The sequence below is a fragment of the Paraburkholderia youngii genome (genome assembly GCF_013366925.1).
GTDB lineage: Bacteria > Pseudomonadota > Gammaproteobacteria > Burkholderiales > Burkholderiaceae > Paraburkholderia > Paraburkholderia youngii.
On record NZ_JAALDK010000001.1, the window covers coordinates 1,634,085 to 1,658,505 of the forward strand.

Genomic DNA, 24,421 nt, shown 5'->3' on the forward strand with positions numbered 1-24,421 from the left:
GCGATGGCCGCGCGGCGGCCGGACAGCGATAGGGAAGGAAAAAACAGTGCCCCGACGCATTGAATCCGAAGCTCGAATTCGACGCGTGCGATTCAGACCGGGGCGGCAACACCAGCAATGGCGAGGAATGAAGACAGTCAACGCAAGTCGGGGAAATCCTCTTCCCAGTACTCGTCGGGCAGACGCGCGGGTTCGGCCGCGCGCTCCATTTCGCGGCGCCGTAACTCGACGCGGCGGATCTTGCCGGAGATCGTTTTCGGCAGTTCGCTGAATTGCAGACGACGGATCCGCTTGTATGGCGCGAGTTTTTCGCGCGAAAACGCGAACACCGCGCGCGCGAGTTCGGGACCGGCCTCATAGCCCTGACGCACGGTGACGAACGCCTTCGGCACCGACAGGCGCAACGCGTCCGCGCTCGGCACGACGGCCGCCTCGCCGATCGCTTCGTGTTCGATCAGCACGCTTTCGAGTTCGAACGGACTCAGCCGATAGTCGGACGACTTGAACACATCGTCCGAGCGGCCGACGTACACGTAGTAGCCGTCGTCGCGACGCAGCGCGACATCCGACGTGCGATAGAAGCCGTTGCGCATCGCCTGCGCGGTCGCGTTCACATTGTTCGCGTAGCCGGTCATCAGGCCGAGCGGCCGTTCGGCGAGCGGCAGCGCGATTTCGCCTTCGGTCACGGGTTGGTCGTCGGCATCGAGCAGTTCGACGCGGTAGCCCGGCAGCGGACGCCCCATCGAGCCGGCCACCACCGGCTGGCCCGGCGAATTGCCGATCTGGCAGGTCGTCTCGGTCTGGCCGTAGCCATCGCGGATCGTGATGTCCCACGCGTGCTTGACGCGCTCGATGACCTCCGGATTCAGCGGCTCGCCCGCGCCGACGATCTCGCGCAGCTTCACCGGATAGTCGCCGAGCGGCTCCTGCACGAGCATGCGCCAGACGGTCGGCGGCGCGCACAGCGTGGTCACGTTGAAGCGCACCAGCGCGGCGAGTGTGTCTTTCGGCACGAAGCGCGGGACGTTGAACACGAACACGCAGGCCTGCGCGTTCCACGGCGCGAAGAAGCAGCTCCACGCGTGCTTGGCCCAGCCCGGCGAGCTGATGTTCCAATGGATGTCGTCGGGTTGCAGGCCGATCCAGTACATCGTCGACAGATGCCCGACCGGATAGCTCTGATGCGTATGCTCGACGAGCTTCGGCTTCGACGTGGTGCCGGACGTGAAGTACAGCAGCATCGGATCGCTGGCGTGGGTGACGCCGTCCGGCGTGAAATCCGGCGCCGCCTCGTACGCGGCGGCGACATCGATCCAGCCGTCGCGCGGTGCGCCGACCGAGAAGCGCGTGAGCGGCACGTCTAGCGCATCGAATTTGCCCAGCTCCGCGCTGTCGACCACAGCGAACTTCGCGCCGCCGATCTGCACGCGGTCGCGCACGTCGTCGGCGGATAGCTGCGTGGTGGCGGGCAGCACGATCGCGCCGAGCTTCATCGCGGCAAGCATCACGTCCCATAGCTCGACGCGGTTCGGCAGCATCAGCAGCACACGGTCGCCTCGACCGACGCCTGCGCTGCGCAGAAAGTTCGCCATCCGCGACGAGCGCTCCGACATCTGCGCGTACGACAGGCGCAGGCCGTCGCTGGAAGGATCGTCGACGATCCACAGCGCGGGGTTGTCGTTGTTGCGCGCAATCGCGTCGAAGTAGTCGAGCGCCCAATTGAACTCGCCGAGCGCCGGCCACGTGAATTCGCGGTACGCGCGCTCGTAGTCGGTGCGATGGCGCACTAGCAGATCGCGCGCTTCGAGAAAGGCTTTCGCTGCTGTCATCGTCGTCTCCAGGTGGCGCTCTGGGCGCTCAGTTTTTTTGCCGCTGGTTTTTGCCGCTCTTCCGCTCAACGAAGCATCACGGCCAGGCTATTGTGCGCTCAAACGCCGCCCTCAAACATGGCGCGCGATCACCATCCGCTGCACCTCGCTCGTCCCTTCGTAAATCTGCGTGATGCGCGCATCGCGATAGTGGCGCTCCACCGCATAGTCCTCCAGATAGCCGTAGCCGCCATGAATCTGGATAGCGTTCGAGCAGATCTCCTCGGCCAGCTCCGACGCGAACAGCTTCGCCTGCGACGCCTCCGACAGACACGGCCGCCCCGCCGAGCGCAGCCGCGCCGCATGATGCACGAGCAGGCGCGCGGCGTTCAGGCGCGTCGCCATGTCGGCGAGCATGTTGGCGATGGTCTGATGGTCCTTCAGCGGCTTGCCGAACTGTTCGCGCTCGCTCGCGTAGCGGCGCGCGGCATCGAACGCGGCGCGCGCGATGCCGACCGCCTGCGCGGCGATGCCGATGCGCCCCCCTTCGAGATTCGACAGCGCGATGCGCAGACCCTCGCCCGGTTCGCCGAGCAGGTTGGCCTCGGGCACCGCGCAGTGATCGAGCGAGATCGGACAGGTGTCGGACGCGCGAATGCCAAGCTTGTGCTCCGGCCGGCCGACGTCGAAGCCCGGCGTCGTGGTCGGCACGATGAAGGCCGACAGGCCGCGCTTGCCGCGCTCGGGATCGGTGACCGCGAACACGATTGCGAGCCCGGCGCGCGCGCCGTTGGTCACGAACTGCTTGCTGCCGTTCAGAATCCACTGCCCGTCGCGCAACTGCGCGCGGGTGCGCAGATTGTTCGCCTCGGAGCCCGCCTGCGGCTCGGTCAGGCAGAACGCGCCGATCGTGCGGCCAGTCGCAAGGTCGCGCAGATAGCGGTCCTTCTGCGCGGCACTGCCGAAGTTCAGGATCGGCGCGCAGCCGACCGAGTTGTGCACGCTCATCAGCGTAGCGCAGGCCGCGCAGCCGGCTGCGATCTCTTCGAGCGCGAGCGCGTAGGCGACGTAGTCGGTGTAGGAGCCGCCCCACTCGGCCGGCACCATCATGCCCAGAAAACCGAGTTCGCCCATCTGCGCAACGACCTCGGCCGGCAGTTGCGCGTCGCGATCCCATTGCGCCGCGTGCGGCGCCAGACACTCGGTCGCGAAGTCGCGCGCGGCGTCGCGGATCATCCGTTGTTCGTCGGTGTAGAAGCTGTCCATGACTGCGTCCTCGTGGGTGCTGACGGCCGTGCTGGCGATCTCGGTGATGCGGCAAGTGTAGGCAAGCGGCTCGCGCCACTCGATGCTCGCTCCGCTCACATTTGCTGAGCGCTTTTGCCATCCTGCTACCATGCGCGTGCATGGGGCTTCGTCATTTCAGGGGTTTCACGAACCACGAGCCAACCGATGCTGAGCGCTTTTGCCAGATAAACCGAATTCCGATGAAAAGCGACAAAGGCACGATCTCCGTCAGTCTCGTCGAGGAAACGCTCGCGCTCGCAACGGCGCGCGGGCTCGATGCGCGAGCGTTCGCCGAGGCGGCCGGCATCGCCGCGCCGATGCTCGCGTCGCCGAAAAGCCGCGTTTCGTCGGCGCAATACGGCGCGCTGTGGGCCGGCATCGCGCGCGCGCTCGACGACGAGTTCTTCGGCCAGGATTCGCATCCGATGAAAAGCGGCAGCTTCATCGCGATGACGCAGATGGCGCTCGGCGCGCGCAATGGCGCGCAAGCGCTCGCGCGCGCAGTCGGCTTCATGCGGCTGGTGCTCGACGATCTCGGCGCGACGATCGACACCGAGGCGGAGCGCGTGCGCCTGAAGTTCGTCGAACGCGCGGGCGCGCGCAAGCCGGCGATGTTCGCTTACGCGACGTATTTCATCCTCGTGTACGGACTCGTCTGCTGGCTCGTCGGCCGGCGCATTCCGTTGCTCGAAGCGCGCTTTCGCTGCGCCGCGCCGCCGGCCGCGCACGAATACCGGCTGATGTTCTGCGAAGACATGCATTTCGACGAGCCCGAGTCGTACGTCGATCTCGACCCCGCGTTTCTGGAGCTGCCGGTGATCCAGACTTCGCGCTCGGCGCGCCCGTTTCTGCGCGATGCGCCGGGCAGCTTCATCGTCAAGTACCGCAATCCCGGTTCGCTCGCCGCGCGCGTGCGCAAGACGCTGCGCGCACTGCCGATGTCCGGCTGGCCCGCGGCCGATCAGATGGCCGCGCGCCTGCACGTCGCCGAGGCGACGATGCGGCGGCACCTGAAGCAGGAGGGCCACACGTATCAGTCGATCAAGGACGCGCTGCGGCGCGACATCGCGATTGCCGAACTGCAGCGCACACAGCGCACCATCGCCGATATCGCGAACGCCGTCGGCTTCGCCGAGCCGAGTGCGTTTCATCGCGCGTTCCGCAAATGGACCGGCATGCGCCCGACCGACTATCGGCCGGCCCGGGCCACGGGGCTCGATCTCACGCGTCGCGCCGAATCGGACTAAGCTTTAAGCGGCAACCGGCCAGCCTTGATCGAGGTATGGGCCCGCGCCGCTGGTTCGCACCGGCTGGCGCGACGGCCGTCAGCGATGAACACGACTCCGCGTCTCCCGCTCCGGCAGTCCGGTCCGCGCACGCCGCTTATCCACGGCGGCACCGCGGGCCGTTTGATGCGCGGCATCGCCGTGCTCGGCGTGCTGTGCGCGCTCGGCTTCGCGACGTGCGGAGCGCTGGCGCCGCTGCAAGCGGCCAATGCGGCGACACCGGCCAACGTCGGCGCCGCGACCTCGAACAGCGTCGAGGTGATTCCGGTGAACGGCGCGATCGGGCCGGCCACCGCCGATTTCATCGTGCGGGGTTTACAGCGCGCGGAGAGCCAGCACGCGCAACTCGCGGTGCTGCAACTCGATACGCCCGGCGGACTCGACACGTCGATGCGGCAGATCATCAAGGCGATCCTCGCCTCCCCGGTACCGGTCGCGACCTTCATCGCGCCGAGCGGCGCGCGCGCCGCCAGTGCCGGCACCTACATCGTCTACGCGAGCCATATCGCGGCGATGGCGCCGGGCACCAACCTCGGCGCCGCGACGCCGATCCAGATGGGCATCGGCGGCAACGAGCCACCCGGTGGCGGCGGCCCGCCGGGAATGCCGGGCACACCTGGAACGCCGGGAACGCAGGGCACTCCAGGCACGCCGGGACTGCCGGACATGCGCACGCTGCCCGGCGGCGCTTCCGGGTCCGCGTCCGCGCCTGCGGCACCCGGCGCATCATCCGAAGCCGCCAGCGCGCTGCCGCTCGACACCCAATCGACCGAACTGCGCAAGCAGGTCCACGATGCCGCCGCCTACATCCGCGGCCTCGCGCAGATGCGCGGGCGCAACGCCGACTGGGCCGAGCGCGCGGTCCGCGAAGCGGTCAGCCTGTCCGATGAAGAAGCGCTCGCGCAGCACGTCGTCGATATCGTCGCGCGCGACGTGCCCGACCTGCTGCGCCAGCTGAACGGCCGCACAGTCGTCACGAGCGCCGGCAGCGTCACGCTGCAGACCGCGCATGCGCCGCTGATCACGCTCGAACCCGACTGGCGCAGCCGCTTCCTCGCCGTGATCACCGATCCGAGCGTCGCTCTGATTCTGCTGATGCTCGGCATGTACGGCCTGTTCTTCGAATTCGCCAATCCGGGCTTCGTGCTGCCCGGCGTGGTCGGCGCGATCAGCCTGCTGCTCGGCCTGTTCGCGATGCAGATGCTGCCCGTCAGCTATGTCGGCCTCGGGCTGATCTTTCTCGGCATCGCCTTTCTGATCGGCGAAGCGTTCCTGCCGACCTTCGGCTCGCTCGGTTTCGGCGGCGTGGTCGCGTTCGTGGTCGGCGCAATGATGCTGATGGATACCGATGTGCCCGGCTACGGCATCCCGCTGCCGCTGATCGCCGCGGTCGTCGTGTTCAGCGTCGCGTTCGTGCTCGGCGTGTCGCGGCTCGCGCTGCGCGCGCGGCGCCGGCCGGTCGTGACGGGCTCGGAGGCGCTGATCGGCTGCGTCGGCGTGGTGCTGGACGGCGGCTTGCTGCCCGAACCCGAACACTCGGCCAGCGGCCCGCTGGGCGGCTGGGCGCGCGTGCACGGCGAGCGCTGGCGCGTGTCGAGCACGACGCCGGCCGCGCCGGGGCAGAGCGTGCGCGTCACGGCGCGCAACGGCCTCACGCTGACCGTGGTGCCCGTCAAACCGGCCGCCCCAATACAAGGACAAGGAGAACCCTCATGATCGGCTTCACATTCGGCTTCGGCAGCATCCTGATCCTGCTGGTGGCCGTGCTGATCGCGTCGTCGGTGCGGATTTTTCGCGAATACGAGCGCGGCGTCGTGTTCATGCTCGGCCGCTTCTGGAAGGTCAAGGGGCCCGGACTGGTGCTGATCATTCCGATCGTGCAGCAGGCGGTGCGGATGGATTTGCGCACCGTCGTGTTCGACGTGCCGACGCAGGACGTAATCACCCGCGACAACGTGTCGGTGAAGGTGAACGCGGTCGTGTATTTCCGCGTCGTCGATCCGGAGAAGGCGGTGATCCAGGTCGCGCGCTACTTCGAGGCGACCAGCCAGCTGGCGCAAACGACGCTGCGCGCGGTGCTCGGCAAGCACGACCTCGACCAGCTGCTGTCCGAGCGCGAGCAGCTGAACACCGACATCCAGAAGGTGCTCGACGCGCAAACCGATGCGTGGGGCATCAAGGTGTCGATCGTCGAGATCAAGCACGTCGATATCAACGAAACGATGATCCGCGCGATCGCGCGTCAGGCTGAGGCCGAGCGCGAACGGCGGGCCAAGGTGATTCACGCGGAAGGCGAGTTGCAGGCGTCGAGGCAGCTGCTCGAAGCAGCGCAGACGCTGGCGCGCCAGCCGCAGGCGATGCAGCTGCGCTATCTGCAGACGCTGACGACGATCGCCGCCGACAAGAACTCGACGATCGTGTTTCCGCTGCCGATCGACCTGGTGAGCGCGGTGATGGAACGGTTCAACAAGCCTTCGACGTGATAGGACGAGACTTTGTCAGGACGCCCATTTGGCATCGACTAGCGCCGAACTTTTGAAGTTTTAAGCAAACCCGCCGCTTTCCGCGTTGCTTGCGCTAACGTGGGGAACGCGGCTCGCGGCGGGTTCGATTTGCCGGCAGAAATGGTGCGCTGCTTTCTACCGCCTCACCCGGCGCGCACCGAAAAATGACCAGGCCCGGCTGTTTTTCTGCTCCGTAGGAGCCCGCCATGAATCTGTTCTCCCGCATTGGACTCGGCGCGCTGGTTGCCGCCGTGAGTATCAGCACTGTCTACGCGCAAGCGGTGATGCAGCCCAACGACCCGTCGGCGCCGAAAACGCGCGCCCAGGTCCGCGCCGAACTCATCGAATGGCTTGCCGCCGGCTACGATCCGAACGACTGGGTCAACTATCCGGAGAACGCGCAGGAAGCCGGCCGGATCGTCGCGCAACGCCGCGCAGAGCGGCAAGGCCTCGAACCGACGACAGTGCAGTAACAGCAGTCGCTGCCGCACCCGCAGCCTGAATGCCGCCCGCCGCGGGCGGCAGGGAAACCCTTTGCGTCGCGGCAAGGTATCATCCCGTCCCTCCAACTCCCACGCAGCAAACCAGCCGCACCTAGCCGGAATCCGCACCATGCCAATCTGGGTCGATGCCGACGCCTGCCCGGCCGTCGTCAAGGACATGCTTTATCGCGCGGCGCGCCGCACCGGCATGCCGCTGACGCTGGTCGCCAACGCGTTCCTGCGCGTGCCGCCGTCGCCGCTGATCCGCGCGATCCAGGTGCCGGCCGGCTTCGACGCCGCCGATCAGCTGATCGTCGAGCGCGTCGTCGCGGGCGACCTCGTGATCACCGGCGACATCCCGCTCGCCGCCGCCGTGCTGGCAAAAAATGCCCACGCGCTCGATCCGCGCGGCAACTGGTTCACGCCCGGCACGATCGAAGAACGGCTGCGCATGCGCTCGATGCTCGACCAGTTGCGCGCGAGCGGCGTCGACACGGGCGGTCCGTCCGCCTTCAGCGCGCGGGATGGCAAGACGTTTGCTGGCGAACTCGATCGCTGGCTCGCGCGTCATGCGCCGCGCGGTGATGTGCCGGCGCCACAGTCGCCCGGCAAACCGCCCGCCTGACGGGCCCGAGAGGGCTGCCGGCGCAGCCGCAAGCGACGAGGCGCCGCCGTTGGTGTTTACAATTCCGCCGTAACACCGCCGCGCGGCCCGTTTTGCCGGGCCGCGCGGCGACTGCCTAAATCACAAAAACACTTTCCGAACGACGAAAGAGAAAACCCGCCACATGGACTCGATCAAACGCTACTTCGGCTTCGACGCCGTCGACACCAACCTGCGCACCGAAGTGCTAGCCGGCGTGACCACCTTCCTGACGATGGCCTACATCATCTTCGTGAACCCGGCGATTCTCGGCGACGCCGGCATGCCGAAGAGCGCGGTGTTCGTCGCGACCTGCATCGTGTCCGCGCTCGCGTCGCTGATCATGGGTCTGTACGCGAACTACCCGATCGCGCTCGCGCCCGGCATGGGCCTGAACGCGTACTTCGCGTACACGGTCGTCAAGGGCCTGGGCTACACGTGGGAGGCCGCGCTCGGCGCGGTGTTCATCTCCGGCTGCCTGTTCCTGATCGTTACGCTGTTCCGCGTGCGCGAGGTGATCGTCAAGGGCATCCCGCATTCGATCCGGATCGCGATCACCGGCGGTATCGGCCTCTTTCTCGCGATCATTTCGCTGAAGTCGGCCGGCGTCGTGGTCGGCAATCCGGCCACGCTCGTCACGCTCGGCAATCTGCACGACGCGCACGTCGTGCTCGCGGCAATCGGCTTCTTCGGCATCGTCACCCTCGATCATCTGCGCGTGCGCGGGGCGATCCTGATCGGTATCGTCGGCGTGACGATCCTGAGCTTTTTCTTTGGCGGCAACCAGTTTCACGGCGTCTTGTCGATGCCGCCGTCGATCGCGCCGACTCTGTTCCAGCTCGATATCCGCACCGCGCTGTCGAGCGGCATTCTGAACGTGGTACTGGTGTTCTTCCTCGTCGAGCTGTTCGATGCGACCGGCACGCTGATGGGCGTCGCGAACCGCGCGGGGCTGCTCGTCGAAGGCAAGATGCATCGGCTGAATCGCGCGCTGCTCGCCGACAGCACCGCGATTCTCGCCGGCTCGATGCTCGGCACGTCGTCGACGACCGCGTATATCGAAAGCGCGTCCGGCGTGCAGGCCGGCGGCCGTACCGGCGCGACCGCGATCACGGTCGCCTTGTTGTTCGTCGCGGCGCTGTTTTTCGCGCCGCTCGCCGAAGTGGTGCCGCCGTATGCGACCGCGCCCGCGCTGCTGTACGTGTCGTGCCTGATGCTGCGCGAATTGGTCGACCTGCCGTGGGACGACGCGACCGAAGTCGTGCCGGCCGCGCTGACCGCGCTGCTGATGCCGTTCACCTACTCGATCGCGAACGGCGTCGCGTTCGGCTTCATCTCGTACGCGGCGCTCAAGCTGCTGACGGGCCAGGCGCGCCAGGTGAAGCTGGTCGTGTGGATCATCGCGGCGATTTTCCTGTTCCGGTATTTCTATCTCGGCAGCGAGTGAGGACGTCGCGCGGTTCGGTTGCGTGGTCGAAAGTGTCCTCGGGTTCGGTGACCGTTTATCATCCGATGTTTCGAACGACGATCGATCGGGTCGCGATAGATCGGGTCGCCCCCAGGAGCCGCCATGTCCTCATATAACCGCACGACGGACCGCTACACGAGGCCCGCGATTTTCTTCCACTGGATGATTTTTCTGCTGGTCGCGCTGGCCTATCTGGCCATCGAAATCCGCGGACCGCGCGGCTCCGACGGCCGCGAGTTCTGGACCGGCGTGCATTTCTGGGCGGGCACGCTGGTGCTCGTGCTGGCCGTGCTGCGGCTGCTTTGGAGACTGTGGGCCGGCGCGCCCGAGGAACTCGAAAACAACCGGCTGCTCGCTTTTGTCGCGCGCTCCGCGCACCTCGCGCTCTATGTGTTCATCTTCGCGCAGCCGCTGCTCGGTATCCTGATGGTCAACGCGGGCGGGCGGCCGGTGTCGCTCGCGTGGACGGACATCAGCTTCACGCTGGTGCGTGCGGATTCGATCGCGCGGCCGCTGTTGAACGACGCACACGAGTGGCTTGGCAACGTGTTCTATTGGGTGATCGGACTGCATGCGCTCGCCGCCATCGCGCACCATGTGGTGTTCAAGGATCGGGCGCTGCGGCGGATCATTTGAAAGCGATGGGGTTGGCTGCGTGCAGTCAGTTACGCCAGTTCGCCTCATAAAAACGCACGTAGCCGCTTCTGAGCACGAGACACTGCGCGCGCGTTTCCGACAACAGCCGGCGCGTGGCCGCCTCGATGCGCGGCCGGTGCGTGTCGAACGCAACGATCATGTCCTCCTGCCGGGGGGACGCGGCGCCGAAGTGATCCTCGAGCGCTTCCGCGGTGATCATGCACTCCACCCTCTGCCCATCGACCATTGCCGGAAACGCCAAGGTAAGTTCGCGACCTGAATATTCAGGGGCTTCGTTCGGAAATTGGATCTGCATGGGAGTCACCTGGAAGAGTGCGCGTACGATGCGCTTGGGTAATGCACGCGCTGATTGCTCGCTATCGCGCCAGCCGCTCGTTCCTCCTTGTCCCATGCAGTCGACGCGGGCCGTCATCTCATCGCGGCATAGTCAGTTCGCGCCACGCGGAGGTGAATTGATTCACTTTAGACGAGTTCGGGCCAGGTGCAAGATTTCCCCGATTTTTTCTTGACAACACGACTGATTTGCCTATGTTGCAGTGCGGTATCAAGCGGCGTCCGATCCCGTGTAAAGTGTCGCGCACCAAGTGACTAACCTGCACGATGTCCGCCCCCACCCGCCCGCCTGTAGTTCGCGTCGAACCGCTCGGCCAGAGCTTCGAAGCGCCCGATTCGCTGACGATTCTCGAAGCCGCCGCTTTCGCGAATCTGCGTTTGCCGCGTTCGTGCCGCAACGGCACGTGCCGCACCTGCTTGTGCCGGATGACGTCCGGGCGTGTGCGCTATTCGATTGAATGGCCCGGGGTGAGCCGTGAGGAAAAGGCGGACGGTTATATCCTGCCGTGCGTGGCGATCGCGGAAACCGACGTGGTGATCGAAGTGCCGGATGCGGTCGTAATACCGGTGGGGTGAATGATGGCGCGAGCGTGAGCGCGACGCGCCCACACTCGCCGACGCTTCAGACGCCGCGTGTTACCGCCCATTGCCCATCGCGCGGGCGATTTTCTTGTCCGTGTTGTACTGGCTCAGCGCATACACCGACCAGATGGCCGCCGGCACCCAGCCGATCACCGTGATTTGCAGAATCAGGCAGATGATGCCCGCAAACGGACGGCCGATCGTGAAAAACTGCAACCACGGCAGAATGATGGCAAGCAAAAGACGCATTCGGTTTTCCTGTTCCTGTCGTTAAGGCAGCATGCGTTAGTCCGAGCGGGACGCATCTGCTTCGTCGTTGAACTCATCGAGCGGCGCGAAGCGCGGGACCTTGACGCCGTCCTGCTCGACCAGCTCGAAAAACACCGTCGCTGGACGGGTCCAGATCGTACCATTGGCCGCCTTGTAGACGATCATCGTGACCGTCGGATCCGATTCGAGCGTGGCCTCGCAGACCAGTTCGTAAAGGCCGCCTTTGTAATGTCGGTAGCGCATCGCGTATGTCCTTATTTTGAGCGTCATCGAAGCATTTTCAAGCACCGCGCGCCTGAACTCAGCCGCCCTCTTTCATCTGCTTCAGGATCTTGTAGACGGTCGCGCGACCCATCGTCAGCACCGCGGCCACGTAGTTCGCCGAGCTGCGGCCACGAAACGCGCCCTGCGCGTGCAGCGCTTCGACGATTTCACGCTTGTGCTCGCGCGTCAGCGCATTGATGCCGATCTGCCGGTCGCGCAACCACGTGTGCAGATACGTGTTGATGCGGTCCTGCCAGTCGTCGCGGAACAGATCGTCGCCTGGCGCGTCCGTCATCGTGCCGCCCTTGATGAACAGATCGAGCGTCGAGCGCACGTCCTCGAACACCGCGATGTTGAAGTTCACGCACAGGATGCCGGCGGGCTTGCCATCGTCGTCGAGCAGGATGTTGCTCACGCAGCGCATGCGGCGCCCGTCCCAGTTCAGTTTCTCGTAGGGACCGATGGTCTGGCCGCGCGCCGCGAAGTGCGCGTCGTCGAGCACCGACGGCGCGCCCACCTCGAGCCGCGACAGATTGTTCGCCAGATACGCGATGGTCTGATCGCGCAGATCGTGAATCACCACTTCGGCGCACGGATAGAGCAGCGCGGCGATGCCGTCGGCAATCGGCGCGTAGCGCTTTAACAGCAGGTCTTTGACAGGAGACACGTTCGGGTTGCGCAAGGAAAAACCGCGAGGTTCGAAGGAGGCGGCGCGCGATCGCGAATGCCGACGATGCCAGATGCCAGCAGCAGGCTTCGGCGCGCACGCTCGGTCCGCCATTCAGGAAGCCGCCATTGTAGCGGCCTCGCGCTGGCGCCGCGAATCGCCGCCGGACGGCAATTTTGTCCACCTCGCGAGCGCATTTTTTTCGTGCGATAAACGCTGAACCACCGACATCCAACCGAACGGAGCCGACCGATGGCCACACTCGAAGCGCTTCGCGCCGTGCTCGACGACACGCGTACGCCTGAGATCATTCGCAATCACGTCATCGATTCGCTGCAGTACGCACTGCGCAACTATGGTCAGGTCTTCACGGCGAAGGAAGTCGAATGGCTGGCCGGCTGGGACGATGCGCGCTTGCCGCTGGCGGCCGCGCGCGAATTGCAGAAGCGCGTCGCCGAGACGTCGCGCTGACGCCCGCGAAGCCCCGCCAGGCGGGCGTTCCGGCCGTGCACTGAAGTTTGCACTATCCAATCAGCCCTATTTCAGGCATCATATTGCAATAGTTGCACCTCGCACCCATATAGCACTGGCAGCACCAGGCAGTCTCAACCCGGCATCTCCGCACCACCCCCGACAGTTCGACCGCCCCTTATCGGCGATCCCGTCACTCCGGCAATGCGCCGTCCGCATTCGCCGTCGCGAGAAGTACACCGAGCGGTCGTTCAGCATCATGCGTCCGGCGCACGAATTGGCGCGCCGCTTCAGCGTTTTCGGTCGAATCCGCGTTTTCGCGCGACCGCTCGAGCCATTGTCATTGAGCCCGCCGGGTCTAGCAGGCCTGTGCCAACCATTTTCATCGCGGCGCGCCCATCGGGTGCTGCGCCGCCGGTCCGCGTCGCGACGCCTCGAGCAGACGATGCCGGAAGCAGCGCCCCGCACGCGGCGCGCGGACCACGCAATACAGGACACGTTTTCATGAATTCAGCAGTCAAGACCTACAAGGGTTACGAAATTCACCCGCTCGTTTATCCGCGCCGCCCGCCGGGCGCGCAAGCGACGCGCGATCCTGGCGCCGGTTACGACGCATCGGTGCGCATCTGCCGCGTCGGCGCCAATCCGGCGGCCGACGGCCGGGTGTTCCGTCTGCAGTATCTGTTTCCGTTCGACGGCATGGGCAAGGCGCGCATCGCGTGCATGGCGCATGCGGAACGGCTGATCGACGGCCAGGTGAGCGGTCAGTCGGTCACCGATCTTTGAGCGGCGTCATCGGCGCGTCACTCATGTCGCGCAGCGTGCGTTTGGGCGCCGTTGCTTTTCCAACGAATCCACAGTCGCGCCGCTCGCAATGCCCGCGGCCGATTTCCCCTTTATCCCATCGACCAGGAGTGATGCATGGCGAAAGAAGAACTGATTGAACTTGACGGTATCGTCGACGAAGTGCTTCCGGACAGCCGCTACCGCGTGACGCTCGACAACGGCGTCGTGGTCGGCGCTTATGCGTCCGGACGCATGCGCAAGAACCATATCCGTATTCTCGCGGGCGATCGCGTGACGCTCGAAATGTCGGTCTACGACCTGACCAAGGGGCGGATCAATTTCCGCCACAAGGACGAACGCCAGAGCGGTGGCGGTGCGCCACGACCGGCGTCGCAGGGTGCGCGGCGTAGATAAGCAGTGGTGACGGCGCCGCCCTGCGTACCTGCCATGCCATTGCAGGTGACGCGGGCAGCCCGCCCGAACCTCGAGAGTCAGCGCGAGACCCTACAGACTCGCGCCCCACCTTCGGCTCCGCGTTCTGCTCGAACGAACGCGCGGCGTCTTGACTGGAATCTGGCGGCGCGCCGCTTGGGCGACCACGCACGTCGCGGCGCGTCTCGCTAAACTCCGAACACCGCCCCCAGATCCTCCCCATCCGCGCTTTTGCGCACCTGCTCGACCACCCGCTCCTCCAACTCCGACAGATGCTCGCGCATCGCCGTCAACGCGGCTTGCAGGTCGCCGGCATCGAGTGCGTCGATGATCCGCGCATGCTCATCGGCGGAACAACTCGAACCCTTCGACGGATCGAACAGCGCCTTGTACAGCTCGGTCTTCGCGACCAGTTGCCCGACCAGTCCAAGCAACTCGGTGCCGCCCGCCAGCTCCGTCAGCAGCACGTGAAACTGGCCGGCGAGGCGCACGGATTCATCGATGGCGCCCGCGCGCAGCGCCTTTTCCTCGCTGCGCACATGCGCGCGCAAGCGCCGTTTATGAGCGGCGCTCAGCGCACCGCAAAGCGATGCGACGATGCCCGCCTCGACGATCTGCCGCGCCCGATACACCTGGCGAATGTCCTCCTCCGACGGCGACGGCACGAACGCGCCGCGATTCGCCTCGAGCACGAGCTTGCCCTCGAAGCCCAGCCGCGCGAGCACCTTGCGCAGCGCGCCGCGCGTGCAGCCGAACGCGGCCGCGAGATCGCGCTCGACCAGTTGCGCACCGGGCCGCAAACGCCCCTGCAGCAGGGCCGAGGTAATCGACGCATAAATGCGCTCTTCGACGCTCGGCGAGGCGTCGCCGCTCGCAAGGGAAGCGGATGAAGCGGATTCGGCAGAGGAAGAACGCGGGGAACGCGCAGCCATGATTTCAGTGACCGTGGACGGTGGAAAACAAGAACGGAACAACGCCGCAGCATTCTAGCGATGCCCCGCGCACGACGCCAATCTGCCTGGCTACGCCGCCGCTTATACCGGACATTCGCGCAAATGGTTAACCATATTCGGTTACTATGGTTGACCAAAACGGAGACTGCAACGTTTTCCGCAGTCCGGCTCTCAGGCTCGCCATGAATTTGCCCACCAGCGCTGCTCCCCACAGTACCTCCGCAAACCGCGCCCGCGCCGCGCTCACATGGCACGACCTCGCGTGGCTCGGCGCGATCGTCGTGATCGGCATCAATCTGCGGCCATTGCTGACCTCGATCAGCCCGTTGATGACGACGATTCGCGACGCGACCGGCCTGAGCTTCTACGGCGCGTCATTGCTGACCAGCCTGCCGGTCGTCGCGATGGGCGTCGGCGCATTCGGCGCGGCGGCGTTGACGCGCGGCGTCGGCGAAACGCGCGGAGTCGCGCTCGGCCTCGTCGCGATCGCGCTTGCATGCGCGGCGCGCTGGCTGGCGTCGAGCGGCTTCACGCTGCTCTCGACGGCGCTGCTCGCGGGCGCCGGCGTCGCCGCGATTCAGGCGCTGTTGCCCGCCGTCATCAAGCAGCGTTTCCACGCCCGCGTGCCACTCGCGATGGGCGTGTTCTCCGCGTCGATCATGGGCGGCGGCGGCCTCGGCGCGAGTCTGAGTCCGTGGGTCAGCCGCGCGATGCATTCCTGGCATGCGGGGCTCGCGGTGTGGGCGCTGCCGGCCTGCGTCGCGCTCACGGGCTGGTGGCTGTTGACGCGGCGGCATGCCGTGGTCCACATCGCCGTGCGCACCCCTGCCGTGCCCGCGCCGGCGTTCTCGCCGTGGACCACTCAGCGCGCGTGGACGCTCGGCCTGTACTTCGGCATCGTCAACGGCGGTTATACGAGTCTGGTCGCGTGGCTGCCGGCGTTCTATCAGCAGCGCGGCATGAGCGTCTCAGCGAGCGGCTCGCTGCTCGCCGCGATGACGGTCTTCCAGGCCACGTCGGCATTGCTGCTGCCGCTGGCCGCCGCGTCGTTCCGCGATCGCCGACCGTGGCTGATGCTTGGCTTGTCCGCGCAACTGGCCGGCGTGCTCGGCCTGATCGCACAGCCCGACGCCGCGCCGCTGCTATGGGTCGGCATCGCGGGCGCGGGGCTCGGCGGCGTGTTTTCGCTGACGCTCGTGACCGCGATGGATCATTCGAGCGATTATCGCGTGGCCGGCCAGCTGGTCGCGTTCACGCAGGGCGTCGGCTTTATCGTCGCGGCCGTCACGCCGCTCGTCGCCGGCATCGTACGCGGCTGGAGCGGCGGGTTCGCCGCCGCGTGGATCATGCTCGGCGGCTGCATCGCCGCGATGATGGCGGTGACCTTGCTGTTTTCTCCACGCAGTTATTCGCGCTGGCTTTGAGGCTTTGAGCCTTTGAGCCTTTGAGCCTCGACCGTTTCGTACGCGATGCGCCGCTTCGGTGCATCGGGCGTCCGCTGTCCCGCATGCCCCCTGCCGGTGCAGCGCGACCGACGTGGCCGCACACCTCGTTCGCGGATGATTCGCAGCCATCGCCAGCAAGAAAATCCCAATCGGCCCGCGTATTTTTACGCGCAACGCTGTTCACACGCGTCGCCAATCCCCGTCGCGCGGTGACTGGCATATCCATTGCTTTACCGGTAGTCAGATGTCCCTTCCCCTGACTCCATGCTGCGCGTTCTCCTTGTCACCGACACCGACAAACCCATCGGCGATCTGCGCGACGCGCTCGCCTGTCTCGGCTGCGAAATGCTGGCCGGCACCGCGACGCCGCAGGCGCTGCATCGCGCGGTGCAGGACGAGCGACCCGACGTGATCATCATCGATACGGAGTCGCCGTCGCGCGATACGCTCGAACAACTCGCCGTGATGCACGCGACCGCGCCGCGCCCCGTGCTGATGTTCAGCCACGACGCGAACCAGCAACTGATCCGCGAAGCGGTCAACGCGGGCGTCACCGCGTATCTGGTCGAAGGCCTCGCGACCGAGCGGCTCGCGCCGATTCTCGAAGTCGCGCTAGCGCGTTTCGCGCAGGAGTCGCAATTGCGCGAGCGGCTGGCGCAGGCCGAAAACGAACTGGCCGAGCGCAAGCTGATCGATCGCGCGAAACGCCTGCTGATGGATCAGCAGAAACTCACCGAACCGGCCGCCTACGCGAGTCTGCGCAAACGCGCGATGAACCAGGGCGTCAAACTCGCCGAGGTCGCGCGCGAGGTCGTCGCGTCGGCCGGCTCGCTCAAATGATGCGCTCATGAATCCAGCCACTTCCGTCACCGCGGCGGCCTCTGCCGAGCCGCCTGAAAAGACCCATCTGCGGCTGGGCTTCGTCGCGTTGTCCGACGCGGCGCCGCTGATCGCCGCGAAGCTGCTCGAGTTCGGCCATGCGCACGGACTCACGCTCGAACTGTGCCGCCAGCCGTCGTGGGCCGCCGTGCGCGACAAGCTGCTGTCGGGCGATCTCGACGCCGCACACGCGCTTTACGGGCTTGTGTATGGCGTGCAGCTCGGCCTCGGCGGACCGCGCACCGACATGGCCGTGCTGATGGTGCTGAACCGCAACGGCCAGGCGATCACTCTGTCGAATCGGCTCGCCGAGGCGCTCGCGAAGCACGGGACTTTGCGCGAGGCGCTCGCGACGCTCGGCCGCAAGCCGGTGTTCGCGCACACCTTCCCGACCGGCACGCACGCGATGTGGCTGTACTACTGGCTCGCGGCGCAAGGCGTCGATCCATTGCGCGACATTGACAGCGTCGCGATTCCGCCGCCGCAAATGGTCGCGGCGCTCGCCGAAGACCGGCTCGACGGTCTGTGCGTCGGCGAGCCGTGGAATGCGATGGCCGAGGCGCACGGCGTCGGCAGAACCATCGCTTATACCAGCGAGGTGTGGCCCGAGCATCCGGAGAAAGTGCTCGCCTGCCGACGCGATTTCGTCGACGCGCATCCGCGCACGACGCGCGCGCTCGTGCAGACCGTGCTCGAAGCGTGCCGCTGGCTCGACGGCGCCGGGCATCGCGACGAGATCGCGCGCTGGCTTGCGCGGTCCGACTACATCGGTATCGACGAATCGCTGATCGCGACGCGCCTTGGTGACCACGTCGACACGGCGCACCCGCGCCGCCTGCCGATGCGTTTCTTCGACGACGGCGCGGTCAACTATCCGCATCCAATCGAAGGCGCGTGGTTCCTTACGCAGTTCGAGCGCTGGGGGATCATCGATGCGCGCGACGATTACGAAGCGATCGCCGAGCGCATCAACCAGACGCAGCTGTATCGCGAGGCCGCCGCGCGCGTGAACGTGCGGGTGCCTGGCGAGGATGTGACAAGGGAATTGATCGATGGCGAGGTATGGGGAAGCGGATCATCGCCCGCCGCGTATGGACAGCGTTTCGCGATCCGCCGCTGAGCAGACCGCACGCGAACGCTCGTACTGATGCGCTAACTGCCCACGCGCCGCCAACGGCGGTCAAGTGGACAGTCGGCGTCGCCGAAGCTCAAAAGTTGTACTTGTCGATATTGCTCGCATCGAACGTGGTCGGCGGTCCGAGAATGATTTCGCCTTGCGCGCCGATCGTGCGCTTGCCGAGCTTGCCGGCATCGAACGATTCGCCCTCCTTACCCGAAATCTTGCCCGACGCGAGCGAGGCCGCCGCGTACGCGGCCAGATAGCCGAGCTCGCTCGGATCCCACAGCTGGAATGCGGTCACGGTGCCGTTCTTCACGAACGCGCGCATCTGGTTCGGCGTGCCGAGGCCCGTCACCGCCACCTTGCCCTTGCTCGACGACGACGAGATATAGCGCGCCGCCGCCGCGATGCCGACCGTCGTCGGCGCGACGATCGCCTTCAGGTTCGGATACGCCTGCAGCAGCCCCTGGGTTTCGACGAAGGACTTCTGATCGTCGTCGTTGCCGTAAGCGATCTTGACGAGCTTGATCTTCGAGTACTCCGGTTTCTTCAGTTCCTCCTCCATCCACTTGATCCACGTGTTCTGGTTGGTCGCGTTCGGCGTCGCCGACAGGATCGCGAACTCGCCCTCGCCGCCCATCAGCTTCGCGACCAGTTGCACCTGACCGCGGCCGATGCCCTCCGCGTTCGCCTGATTGACGAACAACTGGCGGCCTTCGGGCGCGGTATCGGAGTCGAACGTAACGACCTTGATGCCCTGCCCCATCGCTTTCTTCAGATACGGCACGACCGCGTTCGCATCGTTCGCGGCAATCACGATCGCGTCCTGGTGCTGCGTGATCAGCGTATTGATGTACGACACCTGCGACGATGCTCCCGCATCCGACGGTCCCACCGCCTTGCCCACGCCGCCGAACTCCCTGATCGCGGCGAGGCCGCCGTCGTCGGCGATCACTTCATAGGGGTTGTTGATCTGCTTCGGCAAGAACGCGATCTTCAACCCGCTTTTCAGGTCCGCGGCGAACGCGCCGCCGCAGCTGATCGCGAGCAACGCGGCGCATAGCGCGGCCATGCCGGTGTGACGTAGAGGTTTGAACATGAAGTGTCTCCTGCGTTGTTGTTGGACAGAGAGGGGTCCGGGTTATCGGTCCTTGGGAGCTTCGTACGAACGGTGACCACTAGGATGAAGAAGACGCTGCTGCGGACTTCGCGATGAAACGCCGGTCGCGCGCCGCACGCCAGCGCGCGACGAGGTTCGGAATCAGCACCGACGCGAGCAGCAGCACGCCGGTCACGATGGTCAGCGTTTCGCTCGATACGTCGTCGAGCGTCAACGCGTTTTTCAGCACGCCGATGATCAGCAGCGACAACAGCACGCCGACCATCGAGCCGCGTCCGCCGAAGATGCTGACGCCGCCGAATAGCACCGCCGCGATCACCGATAGCTCGAAGCCCTCGCCGTTATCGCCGCGCGCACTGGTGAAGCGCAGCGTATAGACGATGCCCGCGAGCGCGCTGACGAGACCCGACATCACGAACAGACGCAAACGGATCTTCGCGACCTCGATACCGGAGAACGCGGCGGCGGTCGGATTCGCGCCGATCGCATAGAGGCTGCGGCCGAACGCGGTGGCTTGCAAAAGCACGGTGAACAGCACGGCCGCGACGATCACGATCACGAACGGCAACGGAATGAACGTGGGCCCAAGCGTGTTCATGCCGAACGCCGTATACGCGGCCGGAAAATCCGCGACTGCCTGATCGCCGAGCAGCACATACGCGAGACCGCGAAACAGCGCGAGCGTACCGATCGTGACCGCGAGCGACGGCAGGTTCAGCTTGACGATCACGAGGCCGTTCAGCAGACCCGCCAACGCGCCGGCGATCAGGACCAGCACGATCACGACCGGCATCGGCAGACCCATGTGCCACAGCACGCCCATCAACGCGCTCGATGCGCCCAGCACCGACGCGACCGACAGATCGATTTCGGCCGCGACGATGATCAGCGTCATCGGCAGCGCCATCAGCGCGATCTCGGTCAGATCGGCGAACACGTTGCTCAGGTTCGCGCCGGTCAGAAACACCGGCGACAGCCAGCGCCCCAACACCAGCGACACGATCAGCACGATCACCAGCAATACTTCCCATTGCAGCGGCGTTTCGCGCTTGCGCGTCAGCAGCGCGGAATCGGGTTTAGCCATGATCGCGTTTCCTCATCATGCGTTTGGCGACGGAGCGGGCCAGCAGCGTATCGGCGGCGATCGCGGCGACGATCAGCGCGCCCTGGATCGCCTGCTCCCAGAACGGCGACACGTGCAGCACGACCAGCGCGATGCTGATCACGCCGAGCACGAGCGCACCGAGCGTCGCGCCGAGGATCGTGCCGACGCCGCCCGTGATCGCGACGCTGCCGACCACCGCCGCCGCGACGACCTGCAATTCGATGCCCTTCGCGGTGCTCGCATCGACGGTGCCGAAGCGCGCGAGCCACAACGCGCCCGCAAAGCCCGCAATCGCGCCGGACAACAAAAAGCCCGACATCACGCGACGCTCGACGTTCACGCCCGCGAGCCGCGCGGCCTCCGGATTCGAGCCGATCGCGTAGTGCTCGCGACCGCCGCGAAACTGCTTCAGATACACCGACAGGCTGGCAAGCACGACGACCGCGATCAGCGCGAGCGTCGGAATACCGAACAGCGTGCCGGTCGCGAGCCGCGAGTACGCGTCGGGCAGACTGGTCGCGTTGATCTGGCCGCCGTGCACCCATGCGTAATCGGCGCCGCGAAAGATGTACAGCGTCGACAGCGTCGCGACGAGCGAAGGCACGCGCCCCACCGCGACGAGCAGCGCATTGATGCCGCCCGCGACGAGCCCGATCGCGAGTCCCGCGGCCAGTGCGACGAGCACCGGCATATGCGGGAACGCAACGTACAAACTCCCTACCGCATACGCGCTGACACCCACCGTCGAGCCGACCGACAGATCGATATGCCGCATCAGGATCACGACGGTCATGCCCGCCGTCAGCAGCCCGATGATCGACACGTTCAGCAGCACGTCGCGCAGATTCTGCATGTTCAGGAACTGCGGCTTCGCAAGCCCGGTCCCCGCGATCAGCAGGATCAGCACGACGAACAACGTGGTTTCGCGGCTCTTCGCGATGCTCGCGACGAGACCGCCCGACGAAGCGGCCGAACGTTTCGGCAGCGATTGCTGGACCGGCGCGGGATGGGTCGAATGGCGCATCATGCTGCACGTCCCAATGGTGAGAGTCCCTGACCGAGCGCGGCGCCCATGATCCGCTCCTCGTTCGCGTCGGCGCGCGCGATCTCCGCGCTGATGCGGCCTTCGTGCATCACGAGCACGCGATCGGCCATGCCGAGCACCTCGGGCAACTCGCTCGAAATCATCAGCACGGCCATGCCGTCGCGTACGAGTTCGGCCAGCGCGCTGTAGACCTCGGCTTTTGCGCCGACGTCGATGCCGCGTGTCGGTTCGTCGATGATCAGCACTTTCGGGCCGGTCGCGAGCCATTTGCCGAGCACGACCTTCTGCTGGTTGCCGCCCGACAGCGTGCCGACCGGCGCGTTCGGATCGCCGGCTTTCAGGCGCAGCCGCGTGCCCCATTTGTTCGCGAGCTGCGTTTCGCTGCGCGTCGAAATGAGACCATGCCGCACGAGCCGGCCGAGCACCGTCATCGACGCATTGCGCGCGATGCTCAGTTCCAGCGCCAAGCCTTGCTGGCGACGATCCTCCGGCACCAGCGCGAGCCCGGCACGCACAGCGGCCGCGGGCTTACCGGTGTCGAGCCGCTTGCCGCACAGCCACACTTCGCCCGCATCGAGCGGATCGATACCGAAGATCGCGCGCGCGACCTCACTGCGCCCCGCGCCGACCAGACCCGCGAGCGCGACGATCTCGCCCGCGCGCACGTCGAACGAGACGTCCTTGAACACGCCGATGCGCGTCAAGCCGCGCACCGACAGACGCACTTCACCAGGCGTGCAATCGGCCTTCGGATAGAACGTTTCCAGATCGCGGCCGACCATCTTTGCGACGATCGCGTCGGTGCTCAGATCGGCGGTCAGTGCGTCGAACACTTTCGCGCCGTCGCGCATGATCGTTACGCGCTGCGTCAGCGCGAACACTTCGTCTAGCCGGTGCGTGATGAACAGAATCGCGACGTCCCGTTCGCGCAGCTTGCGCACGATCGCGAACAGCCGCTCGACTTCGGGCAGCGACAACGCGGCCGTCGGTTCATCCATGATCAGCACGCTCGCGTTCAGCGACAACGCCTTGGCGATTTCGATCACCTGCTGATCCGCAATCGAAAGACCTCGCACCAGTTGATCCGCGCGCAGTTCGACGCCGAGCGACGCAAGCAGTCCGTCCACTTCGCGATGCATCGCGTCGTACTGGATGCGGCCGAAGCGATCGACCGGCTGCCGGCCCATGAAGATGTTCTCCGCGATCGACAGATCGAAGAACAACGTCGGCTCCTGATAGATGACCGCCAGTCCGGCGTCACGGGCTTCGGCGGGTGTCGCGAAGCGGCGCGGCTCACCGTTCACCAGCAATTCGCCGGCCTCGGGCTGATGCACGCCGGCGAGAATTTTCACGACTGTCGATTTGCCCGCGCCGTTCTCGCCGAGCAGCGCATGCACCTCGCCGGGCCACAGCACGAGGTCGCCGTCGGACAGCGCGCGCACCCGGCCGAAGGATTTGCTCGCGTGCCGCAATTCGAGTCGCGGCACCGCGGATGGGGATGGCTGCACTGCGTGTCTCCTTTTTTTCGGCTGTGTTCTGCTCGACGCGGCGGCGCGTCAAATCCGGTAATACCGTTCCGCGTTACGCCGAAACAGCGCGTCTTTCTCAGCCTCGCTCGCATCGCCAACGATCGACGCATACGCGTGCCACAAATCCGTGTACGAACCGAACAGCCGGTCGACCGGAAAGTTCGACGCGAACATCGCGCGTTCGACGCCGAACGTATCGATCGTTTCGAGCACATACGGGCGCAGGCTTTCGACGGTCCAGTGATGATCGAACATCGCGAGTCCGCTGATCTTCACCGCGATGTTCGGACAGGCCGCCAGCAAGCGCATGCCATCGCGCCACGCGCGATAACCGGCCACGCTATTGCGATCGACGAACATGCCCGCATGATTGACGATCAACAGCGTGTCCGCATGCGCACGCGCGAGCGCGGCCGCCTCTTCCATCTGCGACGGATAGATTTGCAGGTCGAACGACAGATCGAACCGGCGCAGCAATGCGAAATGCTCGCGCCACTGCGGCTCGCGCATATAGTGACGGCCGACGTAATCGAACAGCTTGTTGTCGTGCACGTTGAGAATCTGCCGGATGCCACGCGTATTCGCGAACGACGCATGCGCTTCGAGCAACGCCGGTGCGTTCTGCGCGGACAGATCGACAGCCGCGACGATCGCATTCGGCATGCCGCGCGACGCGTCGCGATCCGCGATCGACTGCAACCAGCGCGTTTCTTCGACGGGATCGGCCGGATCGTGATTCGCTTCGACGTGCACGAGCTTCAGCACGTCGATGTCGCCCGCTTCACCGAGCAGATGCTCGAGCAGATAGTCATGCTTCAGCTCCCGCGCATCGCCGACGAACGACACGCCCGGATTCTCCAGCCACGGATAGCGATGCGTTTTCAGATCCCACAGATGGATATGCGAATCGACAACCTGCATGCGGCACCTCAATGACTGAGATGAAAGACCGGTTCGAGCGTCTGCGACAGCGGCGTGTGATCGGGCGCGGTCTGCATGATGTCGGCCATGTAATCCCACCATTTGCGCATCACGTCGAGTTGCGGCAACTGATCCATCGTGTGATCGCTGGTGCGCGAAAGCACCGCGAAAAGATGATGCGTGTCGGGGTCGAAGAAAATGCGGTAGTCGCGCACGCCGGCGTTGTGCAATGCGTCAACGAGCTCGGGCCAGATCTCCGTATGACGCCGTTCGTATTCTTCGCGCATGCCGGGGTTCAGTACCATCCGGAAAGCGATCGTCTCCATTGCGGCCTGTCTCCTGTCGACTTCTTCGAACGACTATA

At 65.6% G+C, this 24,421-nt stretch carries 27 protein-coding genes; 14 read left to right on the forward strand and 13 right to left on the reverse strand.

Features of this window, described 5'->3' with window-relative positions; genetic code table 11:
- Positions 1-137 precede the first annotated feature (137 nt).
- Both G5S42_RS07505 and G5S42_RS07510 read right to left on the reverse strand, forming a co-directional pair.
- Positions 138-1,829 carry an AMP-binding protein gene (locus tag G5S42_RS07505; protein WP_176106196.1) on the reverse strand — a complete coding sequence of 564 codons (1,692 nt, stop codon included), beginning with the start codon at positions 1,827-1,829 and terminating at the stop codon, positions 138-140.
- A 111-nt stretch (positions 1,830-1,940) separates the two neighbouring features.
- Positions 1,941-3,074: an acyl-CoA dehydrogenase family protein gene (locus tag G5S42_RS07510; RefSeq protein ID WP_176106197.1), complete on the reverse strand. Its 1,134-nt coding sequence runs from the start codon at positions 3,072-3,074 to the stop codon at positions 1,941-1,943.
- A gap of 221 nt (positions 3,075-3,295) precedes the next feature.
- On the opposite strand from G5S42_RS07510, the gene G5S42_RS07515 reads away from it, so the two are divergent.
- From G5S42_RS07515 to G5S42_RS07545, 7 genes are all read left to right on the forward strand, one after another.
- Positions 3,296-4,342: an AraC family transcriptional regulator gene (locus G5S42_RS07515; protein WP_176106198.1), complete on the forward strand. Its 1,047-nt coding sequence runs from the start codon at positions 3,296-3,298 to the stop codon at positions 4,340-4,342.
- Positions 4,343-4,426: 84 nt separating this feature from the next.
- Complete coding sequence (locus tag G5S42_RS07520; RefSeq protein ID WP_176106199.1) at positions 4,427-6,097, forward strand: NfeD family protein; 1,671 nt, start codon at positions 4,427-4,429, stop codon at positions 6,095-6,097.
- Positions 6,094-6,864: a slipin family protein gene (locus G5S42_RS07525; protein WP_176106200.1), complete on the forward strand. Its 771-nt coding sequence runs from the start codon at positions 6,094-6,096 to the stop codon at positions 6,862-6,864. The genes G5S42_RS07520 and G5S42_RS07525 overlap by 4 nt, the downstream gene beginning before the upstream one ends.
- Before the next feature lie 227 nt (positions 6,865-7,091).
- Positions 7,092-7,358 (forward strand): DUF4148 domain-containing protein, encoded by a 267-nt coding sequence (locus G5S42_RS07530; RefSeq protein ID WP_176106201.1) that lies wholly within the window; start codon positions 7,092-7,094, stop codon positions 7,356-7,358.
- 139 nt (positions 7,359-7,497) lie between these two features.
- A complete protein-coding gene (locus G5S42_RS07535) occupies positions 7,498-7,992 on the forward strand; it encodes a YaiI/YqxD family protein (RefSeq protein WP_176106202.1) in 495 nt (164 codons plus the stop codon).
- A 163-nt stretch (positions 7,993-8,155) separates the two neighbouring features.
- Positions 8,156-9,457, forward strand: a complete 1,302-nt coding sequence (locus G5S42_RS07540) for an NCS2 family permease (RefSeq protein ID WP_176106203.1) — start codon at positions 8,156-8,158, stop codon at positions 9,455-9,457.
- Positions 9,458-9,580: 123 nt separating this feature from the next.
- The gene (locus G5S42_RS07545) at positions 9,581-10,114 is read left to right on the forward strand and encodes a cytochrome b (protein WP_176106204.1); all 534 of its coding nucleotides are present in this window, start codon (positions 9,581-9,583) and stop codon (positions 10,112-10,114) included.
- Between the two features lie 25 nt (positions 10,115-10,139).
- Here G5S42_RS07545 and G5S42_RS07550 read toward each other — a convergent pair whose 3' ends face one another.
- Entirely contained in the window at positions 10,140-10,430 is a 291-nt protein-coding gene (locus tag G5S42_RS07550) for a DUF1488 family protein (RefSeq protein WP_013092011.1), read from the reverse strand.
- A gap of 305 nt (positions 10,431-10,735) precedes the next feature.
- On the opposite strand from G5S42_RS07550, the gene G5S42_RS07555 reads away from it, so the two are divergent.
- Entirely contained in the window at positions 10,736-11,044 is a 309-nt protein-coding gene (locus G5S42_RS07555) for a 2Fe-2S iron-sulfur cluster-binding protein (RefSeq protein ID WP_176106205.1), read from the forward strand.
- A 60-nt stretch (positions 11,045-11,104) separates the two neighbouring features.
- Here the strand turns inward: G5S42_RS07555 and G5S42_RS07560 are convergent, their stop codons facing one another.
- Genes G5S42_RS07560 through G5S42_RS07570 form a run of 3 tightly spaced genes read right to left on the reverse strand, consistent with a single transcriptional unit; the run spans position 11,105 to position 12,266 of the window.
- Positions 11,105-11,299, reverse strand: a complete 195-nt coding sequence (locus G5S42_RS07560; RefSeq protein ID WP_013092013.1) for a YqaE/Pmp3 family membrane protein — start codon at positions 11,297-11,299, stop codon at positions 11,105-11,107.
- A gap of 36 nt (positions 11,300-11,335) precedes the next feature.
- Entirely contained in the window at positions 11,336-11,563 is a 228-nt protein-coding gene (locus G5S42_RS07565; protein WP_176106206.1) for a DUF1653 domain-containing protein, read from the reverse strand.
- 58 nt (positions 11,564-11,621) lie between these two features.
- On the reverse strand, positions 11,622-12,266 hold the full coding sequence (locus tag G5S42_RS07570) for a helix-turn-helix transcriptional regulator (RefSeq protein ID WP_026228479.1): 645 nt from the start codon (positions 12,264-12,266) through the stop codon (positions 11,622-11,624).
- Between the two features lie 237 nt (positions 12,267-12,503).
- Here G5S42_RS07570 and G5S42_RS07575 point away from each other — a divergent pair, with 237 nt between their 5' ends.
- From G5S42_RS07575 to infA, 3 genes are all read left to right on the forward strand, one after another.
- The gene (locus G5S42_RS07575; protein ID WP_176106207.1) at positions 12,504-12,722 is read left to right on the forward strand and encodes a hypothetical protein; all 219 of its coding nucleotides are present in this window, start codon (positions 12,504-12,506) and stop codon (positions 12,720-12,722) included.
- A 504-nt stretch (positions 12,723-13,226) separates the two neighbouring features.
- Entirely contained in the window at positions 13,227-13,508 is a 282-nt protein-coding gene (locus G5S42_RS07580) for a hypothetical protein (RefSeq protein ID WP_176106208.1), read from the forward strand.
- 135 nt (positions 13,509-13,643) lie between these two features.
- A complete protein-coding gene (gene infA, locus G5S42_RS07585) occupies positions 13,644-13,922 on the forward strand; it encodes a translation initiation factor IF-1 (protein ID WP_176106209.1) in 279 nt (92 codons plus the stop codon).
- Positions 13,923-14,128: 206 nt separating this feature from the next.
- On the opposite strand, the gene G5S42_RS07590 is transcribed toward infA, so the two are convergent.
- On the reverse strand, positions 14,129-14,872 hold the full coding sequence (locus G5S42_RS07590) for a GntR family transcriptional regulator (protein ID WP_176106210.1): 744 nt from the start codon (positions 14,870-14,872) through the stop codon (positions 14,129-14,131).
- Between the two features lie 203 nt (positions 14,873-15,075).
- Here G5S42_RS07590 and G5S42_RS07595 point away from each other — a divergent pair, with 203 nt between their 5' ends.
- The 3 genes from G5S42_RS07595 to G5S42_RS07605 all read left to right on the forward strand — a co-directional run bounded on the left by G5S42_RS07595 (position 15,076) and on the right by G5S42_RS07605 (position 18,337).
- On the forward strand, positions 15,076-16,317 hold the full coding sequence (locus G5S42_RS07595) for a cyanate transporter (protein ID WP_176106211.1): 1,242 nt from the start codon (positions 15,076-15,078) through the stop codon (positions 16,315-16,317).
- Between the two features lie 285 nt (positions 16,318-16,602).
- Entirely contained in the window at positions 16,603-17,178 is a 576-nt protein-coding gene (locus tag G5S42_RS07600; protein ID WP_176106212.1) for an ANTAR domain-containing response regulator, read from the forward strand.
- Between the two features lie 7 nt (positions 17,179-17,185).
- Positions 17,186-18,337: a CmpA/NrtA family ABC transporter substrate-binding protein gene (locus G5S42_RS07605; RefSeq protein ID WP_176106213.1), complete on the forward strand. Its 1,152-nt coding sequence runs from the start codon at positions 17,186-17,188 to the stop codon at positions 18,335-18,337.
- Between the two features lie 88 nt (positions 18,338-18,425).
- On the opposite strand, the gene rhaS is transcribed toward G5S42_RS07605, so the two are convergent.
- The 6 genes from rhaS to rhaM all read right to left on the reverse strand — a co-directional run bounded on the left by rhaS (position 18,426) and on the right by rhaM (position 24,383).
- A complete protein-coding gene (gene rhaS / locus G5S42_RS07610) occupies positions 18,426-19,436 on the reverse strand; it encodes a rhamnose ABC transporter substrate-binding protein (protein WP_176106214.1) in 1,011 nt (336 codons plus the stop codon).
- Positions 19,437-19,515: 79 nt separating this feature from the next.
- Entirely contained in the window at positions 19,516-20,541 is a 1,026-nt protein-coding gene (locus G5S42_RS07615) for an ABC transporter permease (protein ID WP_176106215.1), read from the reverse strand.
- Entirely contained in the window at positions 20,534-21,589 is a 1,056-nt protein-coding gene (locus G5S42_RS07620; protein WP_176106216.1) for an ABC transporter permease, read from the reverse strand. Before G5S42_RS07620 ends, G5S42_RS07615 begins: the two co-directional genes overlap by 8 nt.
- Positions 21,586-23,115 carry a sugar ABC transporter ATP-binding protein gene (locus G5S42_RS07625; RefSeq protein ID WP_176106217.1) on the reverse strand — a complete coding sequence of 510 codons (1,530 nt, stop codon included), beginning with the start codon at positions 23,113-23,115 and terminating at the stop codon, positions 21,586-21,588. The genes G5S42_RS07620 and G5S42_RS07625 overlap by 4 nt, the downstream gene beginning before the upstream one ends.
- 48 nt (positions 23,116-23,163) lie before the next feature.
- Positions 23,164-24,057, reverse strand: a complete 894-nt coding sequence (locus G5S42_RS07630) for an amidohydrolase family protein (RefSeq protein ID WP_176106218.1) — start codon at positions 24,055-24,057, stop codon at positions 23,164-23,166.
- A gap of 8 nt (positions 24,058-24,065) precedes the next feature.
- Positions 24,066-24,383, reverse strand: a complete 318-nt coding sequence (gene rhaM / locus G5S42_RS07635; RefSeq protein WP_176106219.1) for an L-rhamnose mutarotase — start codon at positions 24,381-24,383, stop codon at positions 24,066-24,068.
- Positions 24,384-24,421: the final 38 nt, after the last annotated feature.